Below are 17,684 nucleotides of genomic sequence, written 5' to 3' on the forward strand. Positions count from 1 at the left end.
TACCTGTCAGGCCAGTGACAAAATTACCTGTCAAAATATCCTGCCAGCAAACGTTAGTTTCACTCGCTCGTATACTTTGATTACTCTTTGCCTTGAATTTTGCTTGAGACTTAACGACCGGTAATTGTCTCAAGGAGATCCTCAATTACACGAGGATGACGTGCTGAAAGTTGCCTTTTGGAATCAGACTGGCGATTCGTATTATCTTTTATTAAGGTCGCCCAAACTTTTTCAAGGCAATTAGTAATGCTTTTTATTGGGCTGGCTTTCGACAGAGTGGGCTCCTAAAGAGCGAAGTGGGTAGGAAACAAGTGAGAACAAGAGCGTCTTCTAATAAGAAAAGCATTGAATTGGTTTTATCATTAGTAGATATTGGTTCTGTGAATATACTCTTGTATTCACCATAGGGTATAAGATGAAGTCGCTCCAATCCATATTACTTGCTCTTACTTTTATTTCTCTCGGACCTACATACGTATACCCTGATGAGCTACGTGTAAGCATTCAACTCCAGCCTAAACAACGAGAAAAATTTGAACCTTTTTTTCATCGGTTTTTTATTGAAACAGGCATTGAAGTAAAAACACAAGTTGAGTCAGACATAGAATATAAACGTAAAGTGCCGATTTGGTTGGAAGATGGAATAGATACGCCAGACGTTATGTTTTGGAGTGCTTCGCAGAGATTGTATAAATATGCAGAAATGGATTTGATTTTGCCAATCACAGACCTATGGGAAGAGGAAAAATATGATGATCAATTCAAATTGATGAAGCACGGTGTGTCTTATAAAGGAGAAATATATGCAGTTCCATTTGCCCATTACCATTGGGGGCTTTTTTACAGAAAATCCATGGTAGACAAGTTTGGTGGATTACCAAATGACTGGGATTCTTTTCTTTCACTTTTAGAAAGAATGAAAAAGGCAGAAATTACACCAATAGGTATTGGAACAAAGCAAAAATGGCCTGCAGCTGCTTGGTTCGATTATATCAATTTACGCACTAATGGATTGCAGTTTCATTTGGAATTGCTTGAGGGAAAAATTTCCTTCAATGACTCCAAAGTTCAGAACGTTTTAGTTGAGTGGAAACGGTTAATAGACAGCAACTACTATAACCCTGACCATATGTCGCATCGATGGGATGGCGTACTACCATTGTTTTATAGAAACCAGATTGGTTTTTTATTGTTAGGGAACTTCGTGGCATCAAGATGGCCTGTGAATCAAGAACTGTATGACGATATTGGTTTTCTACCATTCCCCAAAATGCAAGAAAACTATCCTTATTATGAAAATGCCCCAACAGATGTATTTATGATCCCAAAAAGCACGAAGAAAGAAAAGCAAGCTAAAGCCTTTATAAGATTTATAGCAAGACCAGATGTTCAGACAGCGCTGAATAATGACTTAGGTTACTTACCCCCAAATACTAAGAGCTCGGTTGGAGAAGACCGATTTGTTCAAGCAGGAGCCTTATTATTTCAGCGTGCTGATGGACTGGCGCAGTTCTTTGACAGAGATGCTCCTCCTGAGTTTGCTAAATTAGCAACCCCCATACTAGCGGAATTTATAAGCACAGGTGACATAAAAACAGTCACCTTAAAACTGGAGCAAGCCAGATTAGCAATATTTGCTTCGCCACAATAATGGGCGTCAATGCCTAGCTCAGACGAATTTGCTAAATAACAAGTTCTAGGGCAACATATTTAACAGGGACGAGATGATTGACACCATTGACTTGAGACAGCATTCTCAGTGTTTCTGATGAAGGCTATGCAGGCTGCTCCCAAGCAATTCAGAGTTTTATAGCAGGACTAGACTGTCGAAATTATCAGCGTAATGACATCAAAAACTTTATTTCTTAGTTATTCAATACCTTATTTTAATGACCGCATATAAGTTCGAATTTGAACTTTTATCTTAATCATTCTGCATTATTCTTACCTGTAGAGGTGGCAAGAATGAATGAGTTATTCACGATAAAATCATCACAACTTTGGGCGTCTTTAAGCAGCGTGGTGACACGCAGTTTGATGTCTGAAGAGCAAGCATCAAATGCGGAGCGTTTTATGGAAAGATGTAAGAAAAACAATTGGGTTTTTGAGACGCTAAGTGACGGTGAATCCATCCGAGTTATGAGTTATTAAAACCCCAAGTGGAAGAGTAAATGTTGACTCTCTTAGGCTTATTTCTTCATATTGCCTAACTAGACACATATTCACACAAGTCAAAACCGTCTCGCAACAAGAGCACGTCTGCGATTAACTTTCTGAACGTTTCTGATTCGGACACATTTAACCGGTCAAATGGTGCCTTAATAAACCTCGCAGACTGTGAATGCAGGAGTGATTCAATTTCGTCAACCTCAGCTATCGCAATATTAATGTTTAACTCAGATAGCTTATTATTTAAAAAGTCTTGAAGCGCATCATGTGCTGAATGTAGTCGTTCCATAAGAAATAAAGCCTAACTAACTTTCTGAATACCTTATAAAAACATTTCGTAAAATGAAATCACTTTTTAAGAAATAAGTGCTCAATACTGTCAATGTATGAACTTAGAAGCAAAGCAATATTATGGCAAAAAAAGCCCTAAGGGGACTTAGGGCTGATGAGGTTGGGAGGTATAAATTTGTCAAAACACACCCATGTTAACCACACTGAAAGTGTCAGGTGAGTTTACTGTTCGGTTAAAAAAGGTTTGTTGATTCAGGTCAATTAAAATTTAGTTCGATATGAAACGGTATTGCGCCCCTTTGCCTTGGATTTATACAGCTCATCATCTGCTTGTTTGATCAACACTTTCCAATCAACTTTGCCAATTGACTGAGCTGCGCCAATAGAAACGGTGACATATTTATGGTCAGATAGCTTGTGTTCTATGCACTCTTTAAAAATGCTGTTCCGTATCCGTTCGGCAACTATAGAGGCTCCTTGAATGTTTGTGTTCGGTAAAATAAGCATAAACTCTTCACCGCCGTAACGGACGCTTATTTCATCAGGGCCTCTGACACAAGTCTTTATGATTTCGGATACTCTTGCTAAACACTCATCACCTTTTTGATGCCCATATTCATCGTTGTATCGTTTGAAATGGTCAATATCAATCATCAACACAGATAACGATTCAGCATTAGCACTTTCAAAGCTTTTCATGACGGATTCAAGGTAGTGTCGATTATACAGGCCCGTTAATTGGTCAAAGCTAGACATTCTTGCCAATAGGTCGCAGGCGAATTTTAATCTAAGCTGCGATGTGACACGGTGAACCAGCGTGCGCGCTTTAACTGGCTTGAGTACATAATCAGAGCAACCTTCTTCCCAATAGGTTTCTTCTAGGTCTTCTTCATCACTGCCGGTTATCAAAATGACAGGCAGTTGTCTGCTATTAAATCGTGCGCGCACCTCTTTGCAGAGTTCAAGTCCATCCCCGTCGGGTAAATGATGGTCAAATATGGCGATATCGAAATCTTCTGATGACAAAAGCTCTCGGGCCTTAGCCACATTATCCGCTATAGAGCAATTGCCGACGTCAGATAATATTGACGCATACATTTCAGACAATATATAGGAGTCTTCTACAATGAGTATATTGGCCGAACTTAGCAAGATATCAATTTGCTCTTCTAGCGATGCTAAGCTTTTAGTTGGCATGTCAATGACTCCCTTAAAAAATTTGAATTCGCCTTGATAACATTTCCGTTCAAACGTACCAGATGTGCGCTAAGCTGGTCAAAAAAACAGCGGCACATATATCTTTACTATTGCTTTTAGCCTATTCTTGACTGTGCATGAGCTGTCTTCATTACAGTTAACTCATAAATAACCGTTATATTGTTTAGTCGTTCTAGGTTCTAAGTTTTAGGTTTATTAGGGATGATAGCTTTATGAGTCGTCGCAATAGCACTGTTGTTGATCAAGAAGTCACCTTCGCTGAGCATGAGGAGTTGGTATCCATCACCGACAAGCGAGGGGTTATTCGTTATGCTAACCCTGAGTTTTGCCGTGTGGCAGGATTCTCTGAGCAAGAGCTTATTGGCAAGAATCACAATATTGTGAGGCATCCGGATATGCCAAAGGCCGCGTTTGCAGATATGTGGGAACGTTTGCAAAAAGGGTTATCCTGGCGCGGTGCGGTTAAAAACCGCTGTAAAGATGGACGATACTACTGGGTTGACGCGTTTGTTACGCCGGTGTTTGAGAATGGGGAGTTGGCGGGGTACCAATCGGTTAGGTGCGTACTACCCAAAAACATTCGAGATAGAGCTGAAAAGCTTTACGCAGATATTAACCAACGTGGTGTACCATCGATGCCGCTCTGGCAACAGCCAATGTTCAGATGGGGGGCGTTTGCACTATCGTCAATCGTATTTGCACTGCTCTCATTTTATTCTCCTTGGTTTGCTTTTTTACTGCCCTTCGTTTTACTGACATGTTTTTACCCTGAATTAATCTCATACCCTCTACGTTTTGAATCAATGAAAACCCAATATGATAGCGTTTCAAGGCTTGTGTATTCAGGCTCAGATGCTATGAGTGTGGTGGATTTTCATGATCTCATTCATTCAGGGCGCTCGCGCACTATATTGGGTCGGGTGTCAGATGGTGCGCGAGAATTACTAAAATCTTCTCAATCATTAGACGCGCTTGCGGAGAGTACGCGAGAGGGCGTGAAAAAGCAGTCTGATGAACTTCATCAGCTTGCTGCGGCTATGGAAGAAATGACAACAACAATACAAGATGTGGCGTCTAACACCGCAACAACATCCCAGCGGGTGAATGACGTACACACGCAGTGTAATGAAGCAACGACCTCCATGAGCAGCATGAAGGCTTCAATTACCGGGCTTGCAAAAGAAGTATCAGCGTCATCAAATGCCGCGTTAACACTGACCAAAGAAGCTGAGCAAATAGGAAACATTACTCAAGAAATACAGGGAATAGCTGACCAGACAAACTTACTGGCATTAAATGCGGCAATTGAGGCCGCGAGAGCCGGCGAGCATGGCCGCGGTTTTGCCGTTGTCGCCGAGGAAGTCAGGGCACTTTCTTCACGCACGCATGCAGCCACTGAGCAGATCCAATCTTCTATGGGAGATATTCAACAAACGCTTGTTGATTGGTCTAAGACAATGCTTGAGAGTAAGGATGTTGCTGATGATTGCGTAGCAACAACGCAAAGCATGCTCGGTAAAATTGAAAAGATTAATTCAGAGATATCTCACATAGCCGATTTGACTATTCAAATATCAACGGCCGCTGAAGAGCAAGGCGCCGTTTCTGCTGAAATAAGCCGTAATGTTGAGCGTATCAATGAGGTTTCTGAAGCAAACCTTATTCTAGCTAACGAGGTAGCGGAGCAATCCAGTCATATAGATGGCAAAGCGCAAGTGCTTGCCTCTATGCCATTGAGCTTTGCTCAGCATTAGATGGATTAACAGTTAATTAGGGCTCTAAAGCGTAAAGTAGCGTCAACCAAAGAGTAGTATGATGTATACATTTGAAAGCTTTGTTAATGAAAAACGCGAAGATGTTGACAAAGAGCTGAACTTTCTTAAAGAGAAGTCTTCGGCTTATGAATGCTTGCTCAGTGCACACAAGACAGAGCCATGTGCTTTTTCTGGCATAAGACTCTTAACCGAGCCTTCAAAACTCTTGATGGGTCAGGAATATCCTACTCAGAATTCATTCTTGAGTGGTCTTTGCGACAATAAAGTCACATTACTATCCAATCTCAAGAGCCAATATCCCAAAGACATGTTAATCAAAGTGTTAGGTGCTGATGAGTTGCTGTGTCAGCGCATTGCACAGGATCATAAGAATACTATTCACCTCACGTTATTTTTCACATCTGAACGAGCTGACATGTCACTGGCAGGCGAATGGTTGTCAATGGTTAGTCATAAGTTATGTTTGATGTATGAGCATTGGTTGACGCTTAAAAAGTGTAAGGAGCAGCTCTCTTTATTCAGCGAGGTCAGCAAAATCTCAAAAGTGGGCGCATGGAGTTATTCCATTGAGAATGATGAGATGTATTGGTCTGATGAAGTATTTCACATATATGGGATGAAACCATCAGATAAGGTCAATCCAGAAATTGGTATCTCATGCTATCAGGAATCAGACAGAAACATTATTACCCAAGCGTTTGTTAAGGCTGTAGAGAGCGGGCAGCCTTATCAACATGAACTTAAATTTAAAGATATTAAGGGCGTTTCTAAGTGGGTGAGAACCAATGGGCGCGTGGAGCGAGATGAGACGGGTAGTGTAATGCGCGTTTATGGCGCGATTGAAGATATTTCAGATGAAGTGCTTCAAATAAAACGAGAATCAGAGCGGGCCGACTATTTAAAAAACATATTTGATAGTTTCAAAGATGCCGTATTGGTCATTAATGAGAAAGGTATCATTCAATCCTGCAATTTGGGCTGCTTAACTATTTTTGGTTATCAAGAAGAGGAGCTTTTAGGTAAGCCGCTAACCATGTTAATGCCTGAGCCCTATAGGTCTGCGCATGATAGCTATATCGAAAACTACTTATCGTCAGGAAATAGTAAAATTATAGGCATCGGTCGGCAGCTACCTGCGACGCGCAAAAATGGCGATATCTTCCAGATGGAGCTTGCGGTAACCGAGTCACTCTATCATGGACACTATGAATTTATTGGTTTTATTCGTGATATTACCGACAAGATAAATGCCAGGGATGCGGTCTATCGAATGGCCTTTACCGATCCGATCACAGGCCTTAAGAACAGGGCTTGGTTTGAAAAAGAAGCGTCCAGTTTGTTTGCCATAGCCAAACTAAAGCAGCAATACATATACGCGTCCATTCTCGATATTGACCGATTAGAGAAAATTAATCGCAAGTTTGGCGTTGCGTTTGGTAATACCGTTATCAAGGCTGTTGGCGAGAGGCTTACATTGCTCCATCACTCGGATGTGCATGTATACAAGGCCAGTGCTGATGCGTTTATTATCTTAAGCGTTAAGGGCAGTAAGGATCCTAACATAGTCGATGCAATACGTGTATCGGTCGATTCGGTGCTCGCGAGTATTCGCAAGATTGAAGTGTCATATGAGGGAGAGGCGATACCGATTACTGTTTCTATGGGCAGTGTTATAACATCGACAGCTACTTCATCGCTTGAAACGCTAACCGCTCAGTTAGAGTACGCACTATTTAAAGCCAAATCCATAGGGCTTGCGGGTCAATACTTGTTATCAGGCGAACGGATTGATGCCTATGAACAACAGACCAATATGCAAGAGGTACTTGAGACGGTGACACAAACCGATGAACTGTATGTCGTATTGCAACCACAGTTCTCCTCACGCACCGAATTTGGCTCGAGTGAAGTTTTATTAAGATGGAATAGTCCTGTGTTTGGTCAAGTCAGTCCGGGAGAGTTTATCCCATTGGCCGAAAAGACAAGCGCCATCATTGCTATTGAAAAATGGGTGATTAAAGAGGCGTGTCGCATTTTAAAGAAAGTGAAGTCTAAAGGTTATTTGCAAACACTTGCAGTCAATATCAGTGCGAAGCATCTAGTCCACCCTTCATTCTCAACCAGTATACTCAAAACAGTAAGAGAACACGGTATCAGTCCCTCCTCATTGATTTTGGAAATTACCGAATCTGAGCTTGTTAATGATTTAGATGAAGTCAAACAGAAGATGATTGACTTGCGCGCTATAGGTTTTCGGTTTTCAATCGATGATTTTGGAACGGGTTATTCGAGTCTTGCATATTTGCAGGCGCTGCCGCTGGATGAACTTAAGATTGATAAACAATTTGTCGATGCAATAAACCCCGATGAGAAATCCTCTCGCAGTATTATCAATCTCATATTAGACATGGCGGATGTCCTGGGTGTTAGAACCGTCGCAGAGGGGGTTGAAACCGATATACAGTATGACATCTTAAAAGCGAAAACCTGTGATGTTATTCAGGGGTATTTGTTGTCAAAACCACTCAATGAAGATGAGTGGTTTTCGATGTTGGTTGCTACTGAACAAAATGTAGTTTAAAGACGACTGCCTATTAACGACGCGTAATCTTCTTCCAAGTCGTTATAGTCGCACTCACTTAAACTCAGCACATCTAATACAGAGCCGTCTACCAATGACCAGTCTGATATAACGTTGAAACGCTTGCTTTTATTCACGATATTTTCGGCGACCTTAAGCACGGAATAGGCCACTTGCTCAGGGGAATCGGTGATAGTGGTGAGAAATCGTGGATCGTGGTGACGTAAAATAATATTGCAGATATCTTTGGGTAAGTTCCATGATACCGCGACAAAGTATCCAATAACGGCATGACTGGTATTGTATTTTTTCATCTCCAATTTAGGTAAGGATATCCGCTGCTGGTTGGCTTCAATAAGTGTTGAACGATAATCATCATAGCGGATAGACATTAAGGGGATCCCGCAATCGTGGAACAAGCCGAGCGTATACAAAGAGTCTTTGGACACTTTGTGTTTAACACGCTCACCGACAAATCGCATAGCCTCAGCAACATCTAACGCATCATCCCAAAAGCGCTCAAGAGAAATGCACGATTTACCTTTTATTGATTCTTTGAGTTTAATAGTAGTGGCTATGGTTTCAATCGTTTTTAGCCCCAGAAAAACAGTTGCTTGTTCAATCTCGGATATTTGCCTATTTAAACCATACGCTGGCGAGTTAATGGCTTTTAGTATTGACGATGAAAGACCGACATCTTTGGAAATAATATTCGCTACGTGCGCTATATCGGCATCAGTTTGTCGAATGCTGCTATTAAGTTCAGTTAATATTTCAGGTTTGGTTGGGATCTGGAAACTGGTTGTTAGTTTCTCTAATTTAGTATTGTCAAGCGTGATCATACTGCTCAATTGAAGTCATCTCGAGGTGCGTGAGATATTAACGACTTATGAAATTATTTATTTGATTTGAATCATATAATGACGGTTGTGCTGAATAAAAAATAGTCAGAGACGTTTATTTATACTATGTTGGTGCTTTTGACAGATAGATTTCAAGTGCCCTGAAAGGTCACTCGTTGGGAAGCTTCATCTCTAGGGTAGTAGCCGATAAGGCATAGATGTTTAGTAGGGAACTGCATGCGTGTAATGAATGATGAGTTGGAATTAACTGTTGTACTGGATAAGTTGGTTAATCACTTATCAAATGGTATCGCTGTGGTCAGCAGCGATGGGCAGTATGTGTTTGTCAATCAAGCCATGGCAGATATTTTTCACGTTCCAGTCCAGGATTTGTTAGGCCTGCATGTATCAGAGTTTTCTGCTCATTCTAGTTTTGATATAGGCGCCCACATAGGCTTTGCTCTCCAATCTGAGCCGGGTCAAAGTCTCACATTGATTGAAGACAGTGCTGATAAAGATACCCCTTATTCTTATTATATAGAGCTTTCTACGTTCGAGCTCAAAGGTGAAAATGCAGTATTGCTTAATGTAATGCCATTTGAGTCTGAAGTGTCGGATGACGTATCTGAAGATCCAAGGTCAGTCATGCAAGACGCGGACTATAACCTAAAGAATGTATTGGATAATCTGTTCGCATTTGTCGCAGTACTTGAGGTTGATGGCACGTTAATAGATGTCAATCAGGCCCCGCTTAATATAGCCGCTTTACGTTTTGAGGACGTGTACAAAAAGAAATTCTGGGATTGCTATTGGTGGTCTTACGATGAGGCTATCCAACTTCAACTCAAAGATGCCATATCACGCGCTGTCAATGGTGAAACGGTTCGGTATGAAGTGATTGTCAGAACCGTTAATGATGGCCGAATGTTGATCGATTTTATGCTTGCGCCTCTTAAAGATAGCGCGGGTAAAATCATTAAACTCATCCCATCAGGCATGGATATCTCGGAGCGAGCACAAAAAGAGCAGCAAATTGCATTATTAGAGAGACGAAATGCAGCATTGCTGGACCATTCTCCAGTCTGTCATAAAATTGTTGACTTAGACTTGAACCTCAAGTTTATGAATGCAAATGGTTTTAACATGTTATCTCTGCCGATTAATGATGATTGGTATGGCAAGCGTTATCCCTTTAGCTTTTTTCCTAAAAGTGCAAAAGATCAAATGCAAGAGAAATTAGAGACCGTGTTATCAACACGGAAAAAAGTTGAATTTGAAGCATATGCCTGTGATAGCAAGGGACAAGAAGTCTGGCTTTTCCATACGATCATTCCGGTCTTTAAGGAAAACGGTAGAGATTTAGATTACCTGACGATTGTTTCTGCAGATATAACACAGCAAAAGGCTGTTCAGGAGCAGCTTCAGCACAGAGAAAAGCTCGATGCAATAGGACAGTTAGCCGGCGGTGTTGCCCATGATTTTAACAATCAACTCGCCAGCATAATAGGGTATGCGCAATTGCTCGCGCGCGAAGTTCAAAGCAAAAACTGATAAAAGAGCCTGTTGATATACACCATGAATTGATTGAAACGCTTGATCTCTTCTCTCACGCTATCGATAAACGCATCCAGATAAAGACAGACTTCGCAGCTCGAAAGCCTATTATCAACGGCGATAAAACACTGCTTCAAAGTGCGTTTTTGAATTTGTGTTTGAATGCTGCTGATGCATTAGATGAGGGCGGAGCACTATCGGTAACGACCTGTAATGTTATTTCGAGAGAAGACTTGTACTTAAAAATGCAGGAAGACATTCTGGACGATTGCTACCTCAAACTTAGCATTACCGACAGCGGCAAAGGGATCCCAGAGGATATTTTGGCTAAAATCTTCGAGCCATTTTTTACTACCAAGCCTGTTGGGAAAGGTACCGGAATGGGGCTTGCCGCAGTTTACGGCGCGGTCAAGCAGCATGCGGGGTTTATCTCGGTGGAGAGCGAACAAGGTAGGGGGGCCTGCTTTACACTCTATTTTCCAGTAGAGCACGCTCGAGGAAATGTTAAACACACGACAAGACCCCATGTAGGTCAATCCAGCCAAAGCTCACAAAGGCCTCTGACAATATTGGTGGTTGATGATGAAATATTCATTCGAGACATGTGCGTAGAGTTTCTGCAGTCGTTTGGTCACAGCGTATTGAGCGCAGAGAATGGTAAAGAAGCAGTAGCGCTTTATCGCGACACTTGGCAAGACATCGACGTGGTTATTTTGGATCTCATGATGCCAGTCATGGGAGGGGAAGAAGCGTTTAAGTTGATCAAACAAGTGAACCCTGATGCCAAGGTGCTGATAAGCTCAGGATATGATTCTGATAATGTCGTATCCGGTATTATCAAAGAGGGGGTGATAGGTGTTATTGAGAAACCCTTTAGACTAGATGCATTATTAGCGTTAATTGAAGAGGCCGTATACATTTAAGGTATGAGGTGCATTATCAAGAACTGCAAAGCTTTAAGTTGATACAGATACTGTGGAGAAAACTATCAATAATTCAAGCACTAATCTAAAGTTGATAGACACTCAGACGTAAAGTAAAGAGAAATGGTATGCACGATAGGGAAAGTCTGATTAACGAGATAGAACACCTTAAAGCGCAGTTGGTTGCGAAAGACACGGACCTACGAAAATACAAGACGCTGTTTGAATGCTCTGCCGATGCCCTTTCGATTATCGACTTAGCAACCGGCAAGTTTATAGAGTGTAATCAGGCGGCCATTAGATTACACGGTGTTAAAAGTGAAGCTAACTTTTTAGAACTTCGTCCAACTGACATATCACCTGAATATCAGCCGTGCGGTAAGTCATCCTTAGAGATGGCGACAGAATACATTGAAAAGACCGTAACAAAGGGGCCTCAGCTTTTTCAGTGGGAACATTCACGTCTTGACGGCTCGACATTTCCCTGTCTGGTGTCGTTAACAGCATTGCCACTTAACGAACGTATGTTGGTACTTGCCATAGGGCGTGATATCAGTGAACTGGTCAAAACTCAAGAAGAACTGCAAAGTGCTTTTAAAGAAGTCACGCGTTTTAAAAATGCGTATCTTGAAGAAAAGGAAAAATTTGAAAAATTTGTTGATTTAGCGCCAATAGGCGTGGCTATCAATAGGCTTGATGACGGTGCATTTGACTATGTAAACACCGAGTTTAGTCGCTTTAGTGGTTATGACGTAGATGAGCTCAATCAAATGGATTATTGGCAGTTGACACCTAAACGCTATGAACAGCAGGAAGGTGAGCAGTTAGCGTTATTGTCTGCAAGCGGTCGCTACGGGCCTTATAATAAAGAATATATCCATAAGTCGGGTTACACCTATCCTGTTCAGCTTTCTGGGGTAAAGATTGCTAACAGTAAAGGTGAAGAGTTCATTTGGTCTGTCATCCAAGATATTTCCAAACAAAAGGACATTGAAGCGCAATTAAGCATAGCGAAAGAGCAAGCTGAATCGATGGCTTTTCGAATGCGATTAGCCAATGATTCTGCTGAGATAGGCGTTTGGGAATGGGACATTCTAACCAATGAGTTAATTTGGGATGAGTGGATGTATAAGCTTTACGGTATTTCCAGTGAAACATTTTCGGGGGCTTATGAAGCTTGGGAGAAGAGCCTTCACCCAGATGATTTGGAGAGCGCTAAAAATCAATTATTTGATGCCGTTCAGGGTAATGGACAGTATGATCCTGAATTTAAAGTGATCCACCCTAATGGACAAATTAGAACAATCAAGGCTAGCGCTGAGATCATCAGAAACGATGACGGCGATGCGATAAGGGTGATTGGCGTCAATTACGACATAACAGACAAAGTTGACGCGATAAAACAATTAGAACTTGCGAAAAAGGCCGCTGAGCAGGCAAATCATGCAAAAAGTGAGTTTTTGGCCAATATGAGCCATGAAATACGCACACCGATGAATGCTATCTTGGGTGGATTGCAGATGATTAAAGGCGTGCAGCTTGATCCTAAATTAAGCCTGATCCTCGATAATGCAGCCTCTTCAGCCTCATCATTACTCACTATCATTAATGACATCCTTGATTACTCCAAAATAGAAGATAACAAGCTGGAACTCGAGCAAGCACCTTTTTCGATGCTTGAAGTCATAAAGTCTGTCACCTTTGAAGTCGACCCTATTGTTAGCAACAAAGGTATTGAGTTAATCACTTTGGTTGATGACAACTTTGAAGATGGTTGGCTTGGCGATGTTGTTAGAGTTAAGCAAATATTACTTAACTTAGTCTCAAATGCCGTTAAATTTACCGAGCAGGGCAGTGTTAAAGTCGCCATGACAGCACTTAATCAAAGCAATAAAAGCGTAGTGGAGCTTAAAGTCGTCGATACGGGTATTGGCATGGATGATGAGGCACAAGCGCGAATTTTTGAACGTTTTTCACAAGCGGACAGTTCCACCACTCGCAAGTTTGGTGGTACTGGTTTGGGTATGTCGATAACCGTCAATTTAATTAAAATGATGGGCGGTACTATTGACGTAAGCAGTAAACTCAATAAAGGGACTAAGGTCACCGTGACGCTACCACTTGAGAAAACAGCACTGGCATCACTGAGTGACAGTCCAAAATCTGTCCTACCACCTGACTTATCAGCAAGGCATATTTTAATCGCCGAAGATAACGACATTAATCAAGTTTTAATTGAATCTATGTTAAGTGCGACCAACGCGAAAATAACGATGGTGGAAAATGGAGCATTAGCGGTTGAAGCGATTAAGCGTGAACATTTTGATTTGGTTTTGATGGATATTCAGATGCCAGTGATGGATGGTCGACAAGCTCTGACTGAAATAAAAGCGCTAGGATTTAACCAACCGGTTATCGCATTGACTGCCAATGTCATGCTTGACGATGTTAAGCGCTACTTAGCAGAAGGCTTTAGTGCGCATATTGGTAAGCCCGTTGATATGAATGAGCTTTACGGATTGTTGACGCGGTATCTTTGTTGTTCAAGTGAACGCACAAATATTCATTAACTGTCATATTTTTCATATGATCATATTCTACTGTTGTGAAGCTGATAATAAACAACACATGATAAGAGATGCAATTTAAGGAAAAGTATCGTGTCGTTTAAAAGCATTTGCTCTTAATCCTATGAGTTGTAGCTATTTTTGCTTTCATTTCCTGAAAAGCGAAAAGACGCTCTGAAGAAAGCTGAATCTGATTTAACCGCAAAACGCACATTGAGCACCGCAGAGCTGTCTAGTTATATTGATACGTTTGAAAAGCAAGCGATAGTAACGGCTACGGTGTATCCATTTGAGAAGCAACTCAACAATTGACCTCCCCCAGGAGCGCCCGCTAGCAGCTTCATGTTGTTAGATTTTATTTTGACTATCGAATGTTTTTCGGCAACGCAGCGCCATATCGATAACATCTTGATAAGCCGGAGCATGCCCGATTGCTAATAATAGAGCATCAACCGTTCTCATCTTTTCGATAAGAGTTTTGGGTAGTGATGATAAAAAGTCATACTGACAAGACTTTAATCGCTCTATTTCGCTAATAATATCCTCGTTATTCGTGAATATTTGATAAGAAATGAGCTGTACCGCTTCTTTAATATTCATAACCATCTCCCTGAGCTCTTATTGTCCTTGATTTTGAGTGTTGACCTTGACAACTAACGCGATCGGTTAACATTTACCTGTTAATAATGATAGGGCACCATTTCAAATAATTTACTCTCGGATATGCTCTTTTCTGACACATTCAGTAAACTTGTTACCACCTTAGTTAATTCTGTATGAAAAGTATGCACTTTCGTGCTCGAAATTTCCTTACTTATGATCAGAAAAAGGGGTGTCAATAGACGTCTCGACTATATTAAAGCGCATTGAGGGGCTGTCTTTTCGGGGTGTCGCTAAGGCAATACAGTCGCGCTTTTCTTTTGCTTTGTACATGGCTTTATCAGCACGCCACAAAAATTGGTGTGCATTTTCTTTCGGCATGTACTGAGTGATCCCAATTGAAGCGCTCAAGGTTATGAATTCGTCTTTGGTGCAAATTGTGTGAAAACAATCACTCAATCGTTGTGAAAGTTTAATAATGTCGCCTTCTGATTCACCTTCAACCAGCAGCATGAATTCTTCACCGCCCCAGCGGCACAATACATCGGTTTCGCGGACGGTTTGTAACATCTTTCTTGAGGCCTCCGCTAGGAGTAGGTCGCCCGTATCATGCCCGTAACGGTCATTGATGAGTTTGAAATGGTCTAGGTCAATCATTACAAGCCAAAGTGTACTTTTTTCTCGACTTGCACGCGCGATAGCTATCTTGATCACTTCATTAAAATAACGACGGTTGTGCAGGCCTGTTAGCTCATCGTGAGTGGCCGCGAAGGAGAGAGTCTTTATCTGCGATAGTGAATCTGCCTCCTTGTCTGCGAACAAAAGACCGCCCACTAGGACTAAGAGGATTGAAAACCAACACGCACTCACGAAAAACCACCGGAAGATGTCTAATTCAATATGCTGTGGTGCGAATATGAATAAGGTGAAGAACATAATTACTGGAAAAGTTAATGCCACAGTTGCTAAACGCCTTGTGATTTTTCCAGAGTATGAGTCATGAAACATGGCTTTCATTAAGCCTACATCGGGCGTGAGCATCATTAAAGAGAGTCCGAGACATAGTCCAATAAATGTCGTACTGAGCGCCATATCTCCATGTAGCGGCGCTATATTAAGTAGGTATCCGGTTAATGAAACCATTGGAAAGAGTACACCTATCGACGCAGTACCTTGAGCGATTACAGGCTTTTTACATAAATAAAAGAGCAAACTCATACAGTATGCGAAGAACATGCATAGCGTGTTTATGCCGGTGACATTCCCTAAACCCTGTAGGTTTTCGGTGCTGACCGTTTTTGAAAAAGGAGAGAAGTGTTCAGCTATTTCTAAACTAAAAAGCTGCTCTACCCCTAAGAATAATATAAGTAGACTCGCCGGCACCAATATAGCAGCGCTTAATTTAGGGAGACGAGTGCTGTCAAAATTAAAAACAGAGACCAGTAATAAGACTGATAAGATAAGGGTATGAGGGTTAGAAGCAGGCCACTGATGATAATAACGATATAAAATGGACTGCTCTGTCATGTACCCAGTGAAACCGATTAATGTAATGCATAAACCGATGAACAGTGAATATCGCCTGATGTATTTTGATGCATGCACGGATGTGTTAAATGCTGAATTAATTGAAGATTGTGGCTCATTCATTGATGTGTCTACTTCCATGTAAATTTACAACGGGTTGTACTATAAACATATAGTTGGTTAATGCTTAGGGTGCAATGTCATAGAGCGTAAATTAATTGACATATTTTTGCCTGTCCTGATTCATTTGACGTTCAGTTGGGTTACTCTGAACCGAATATGCTGTTTCAATTTGAAGCGCGATAAGTTGTAAAACTAAGGAGAGTACAAATGAGAACTGCATCTAGCTCTGATCTAGTAGGACACATTGCAGGGTTTACATCATTGCGTGATGTGGACTTATTAGAAGTGAGTCTATTAAAAAGTATCCATACGACGCTTCGACCATTGAACGTGAGTTTGATTTCGCTCGATAGCAACAATATCATTCTTAAGAAAGTGAGTTTTTCGGCGGACAATCTCAGCAACGTAGTGCTTAAAACGCCGGCAGACGAACAGTTATTGAGAGCTTCTGAGCAACTGGACTGGAGTAATAAGGAATATTGCACAGTCTCCGTGGGCGATAGTTGCTTAACACTTTTTTTGTTATCCCAAAACCGCCGAATATCGCAATATGTCTGTATTGAATCAAAAGGCAATATCGTCACGCAAACCGACTCTTATCAGATCATCGGAATGTTACGCGTATTCCAAAATTTTAGGGCTCTTTTGACGGAATCTCAAACGGATGAACTGACCGGCTTACCTAACAGGAAAGCATTCACTAATATCTCCGAGAAAATAAATGAGTCTATTGTAGCGTCACCAGAAAGCTATGAAGGTAATGCGCGCAGAGCATTAGATGACAACCCCACGTATTGGTTAGCACTGGCTGATCTTGATAACTTCAAAAATATCAACGATAACTTTGGCCATTTGATGGGCGATGAAGTCTTGGTGAGAGCAGCACAGACTATTCAATCCTCCATTAGAGAAACCGACCTTGTTTTTAGATACGGTGGAGAAGAATTTGCCATACTCATTAATGCAGCGTCAAAAGAAGATGTTGACGCGGTGTTAGAAAGGGTTCGGGCGAACATTGAAAGCATTGATTTTCATAAACTAGGTAGGATGACTATCAGTATAGGTTTTACTGAAATGAAAGAAGATACCTTCACCCTTCACATTATTGAAGCAGCAGATCGCGCGTTGTACCACAGCAAGGAAAAGGGAAAAAATAAGGTGTCATTTGCAAGCTCAAAACAGACACCTAAGTCTAGTGACATAGAATCTGATATTGAACTATTTTGACTTGTTGATACGGTTATATGAGGTTTAGAGACAGAGCTAGAGTTTTTGCGCACCCAACTGCAATTTTTGTCAGTTATTAACCTCTACATCCTTTAATTGAGTAACTTATATGAGACAAATTGTAAGAAAACGATGTTTCAATTAATTAAGACAGCTTGACCATCGCCAGGCGAATGGTTCGAAGAGTCTAAATAGTTTTACTCAAGCTTAGTGAGGCGCACGAGTTTATCGTTGAAGTAACACGAATACTTTCGTAAAGCTCGCTGAATATAAAATAAGTAGTTCGA

At 41.3% G+C, this 17,684-nt stretch carries 14 protein-coding genes; 9 read left to right on the forward strand and 5 right to left on the reverse strand.

The annotated features are described in order from the left end of the window. Positions 1–415: 415 nt before the first annotated feature. Together CSH93_RS17445 and CSH93_RS17450 are read left to right on the forward strand one after the other, a co-directional pair. Positions 416–1,651: an ABC transporter substrate-binding protein gene (locus CSH93_RS17445; protein ID WP_100644654.1), complete on the forward strand. Its 1,236-nt coding sequence runs from the start codon at positions 416–418 to the stop codon at positions 1,649–1,651. A 314-nt stretch (positions 1,652–1,965) separates the two neighbouring features. Next, the gene (locus CSH93_RS17450; protein ID WP_100644655.1) at positions 1,966–2,151 is read left to right on the forward strand and encodes a hypothetical protein; all 186 of its coding nucleotides are present in this window, start codon (positions 1,966–1,968) and stop codon (positions 2,149–2,151) included. Positions 2,152–2,206: 55 nt separating this feature from the next. On the opposite strand, the gene CSH93_RS17455 is transcribed toward CSH93_RS17450, so the two are convergent. Both CSH93_RS17455 and CSH93_RS17460 read right to left on the reverse strand, forming a co-directional pair. Continuing rightward, positions 2,207–2,458 carry a hypothetical protein gene (locus CSH93_RS17455; protein WP_100644656.1) on the reverse strand — a complete coding sequence of 84 codons (252 nt, stop codon included), beginning with the start codon at positions 2,456–2,458 and terminating at the stop codon, positions 2,207–2,209. A gap of 263 nt (positions 2,459–2,721) precedes the next feature. Further along, positions 2,722–3,657, reverse strand: coding sequence for a diguanylate cyclase (locus tag CSH93_RS17460; RefSeq protein ID WP_100644657.1), 936 nt, complete (start codon positions 3,655–3,657; stop codon positions 2,722–2,724). 233 nt (positions 3,658–3,890) lie between these two features. On the opposite strand from CSH93_RS17460, the gene CSH93_RS17465 reads away from it, so the two are divergent. Beyond that, positions 3,891–5,432, forward strand: a complete 1,542-nt coding sequence (locus CSH93_RS17465) for a methyl-accepting chemotaxis protein (RefSeq protein ID WP_100644658.1) — start codon at positions 3,891–3,893, stop codon at positions 5,430–5,432. A 58-nt stretch (positions 5,433–5,490) separates the two neighbouring features. Next, entirely contained in the window at positions 5,491–8,034 is a 2,544-nt protein-coding gene (locus CSH93_RS17470) for a bifunctional diguanylate cyclase/phosphodiesterase (RefSeq protein ID WP_100644659.1), read from the forward strand. Here CSH93_RS17470 and CSH93_RS17475 read toward each other — a convergent pair. Next, on the reverse strand, positions 8,031–8,876 hold the full coding sequence (locus tag CSH93_RS17475) for an HDOD domain-containing protein (protein ID WP_100644660.1): 846 nt from the start codon (positions 8,874–8,876) through the stop codon (positions 8,031–8,033). The two genes, CSH93_RS17470 and CSH93_RS17475, sit on opposite strands and share 4 nt — an antisense overlap. 237 nt (positions 8,877–9,113) lie before the next feature. Here CSH93_RS17475 and CSH93_RS17480 point away from each other — a divergent pair, with 237 nt between their 5' ends. The 4 genes from CSH93_RS17480 (at position 9,114) to CSH93_RS17970 (ending at position 14,232) form a co-directional block, all read left to right on the forward strand. After that, a complete protein-coding gene (locus CSH93_RS17480; protein WP_100644661.1) occupies positions 9,114–10,427 on the forward strand; it encodes a PAS domain-containing protein in 1,314 nt (437 codons plus the stop codon). Between the two features lie 29 nt (positions 10,428–10,456). Then, a complete protein-coding gene (locus CSH93_RS17485; RefSeq protein WP_100644662.1) occupies positions 10,457–11,353 on the forward strand; it encodes a response regulator in 897 nt (298 codons plus the stop codon). Between the two features lie 128 nt (positions 11,354–11,481). After that, positions 11,482–13,923 (forward strand): PAS domain-containing hybrid sensor histidine kinase/response regulator, encoded by a 2,442-nt coding sequence (locus CSH93_RS17490; RefSeq protein WP_164078405.1) that lies wholly within the window; start codon positions 11,482–11,484, stop codon positions 13,921–13,923. 138 nt (positions 13,924–14,061) lie between these two features. Further along, the gene (locus tag CSH93_RS17970) at positions 14,062–14,232 is read left to right on the forward strand and encodes a hypothetical protein (RefSeq protein WP_164078406.1); all 171 of its coding nucleotides are present in this window, start codon (positions 14,062–14,064) and stop codon (positions 14,230–14,232) included. Positions 14,233–14,268: 36 nt separating this feature from the next. On the opposite strand, the gene CSH93_RS17495 is transcribed toward CSH93_RS17970, so the two are convergent. Next, positions 14,269–14,520 (reverse strand): hypothetical protein, encoded by a 252-nt coding sequence (locus CSH93_RS17495; RefSeq protein ID WP_100644663.1) that lies wholly within the window; start codon positions 14,518–14,520, stop codon positions 14,269–14,271. A 210-nt stretch (positions 14,521–14,730) separates the two neighbouring features. Next, positions 14,731–16,170: a GGDEF domain-containing protein gene (locus tag CSH93_RS17500; RefSeq protein WP_164078407.1), complete on the reverse strand. Its 1,440-nt coding sequence runs from the start codon at positions 16,168–16,170 to the stop codon at positions 14,731–14,733. 207 nt (positions 16,171–16,377) lie between these two features. Between CSH93_RS17500 and CSH93_RS17505 the strand changes: the two genes are divergently transcribed. Continuing rightward, entirely contained in the window at positions 16,378–17,397 is a 1,020-nt protein-coding gene (locus tag CSH93_RS17505; RefSeq protein ID WP_100644665.1) for a GGDEF domain-containing protein, read from the forward strand. Positions 17,398–17,684 lie beyond the last annotated feature (287 nt).

The organism is Neoalteromonas facilis (genome assembly GCF_002807665.1).
GTDB classification, from domain to species: domain Bacteria; phylum Pseudomonadota; class Gammaproteobacteria; order Enterobacterales; family Alteromonadaceae; genus Alteromonas_E; species Alteromonas_E facilis.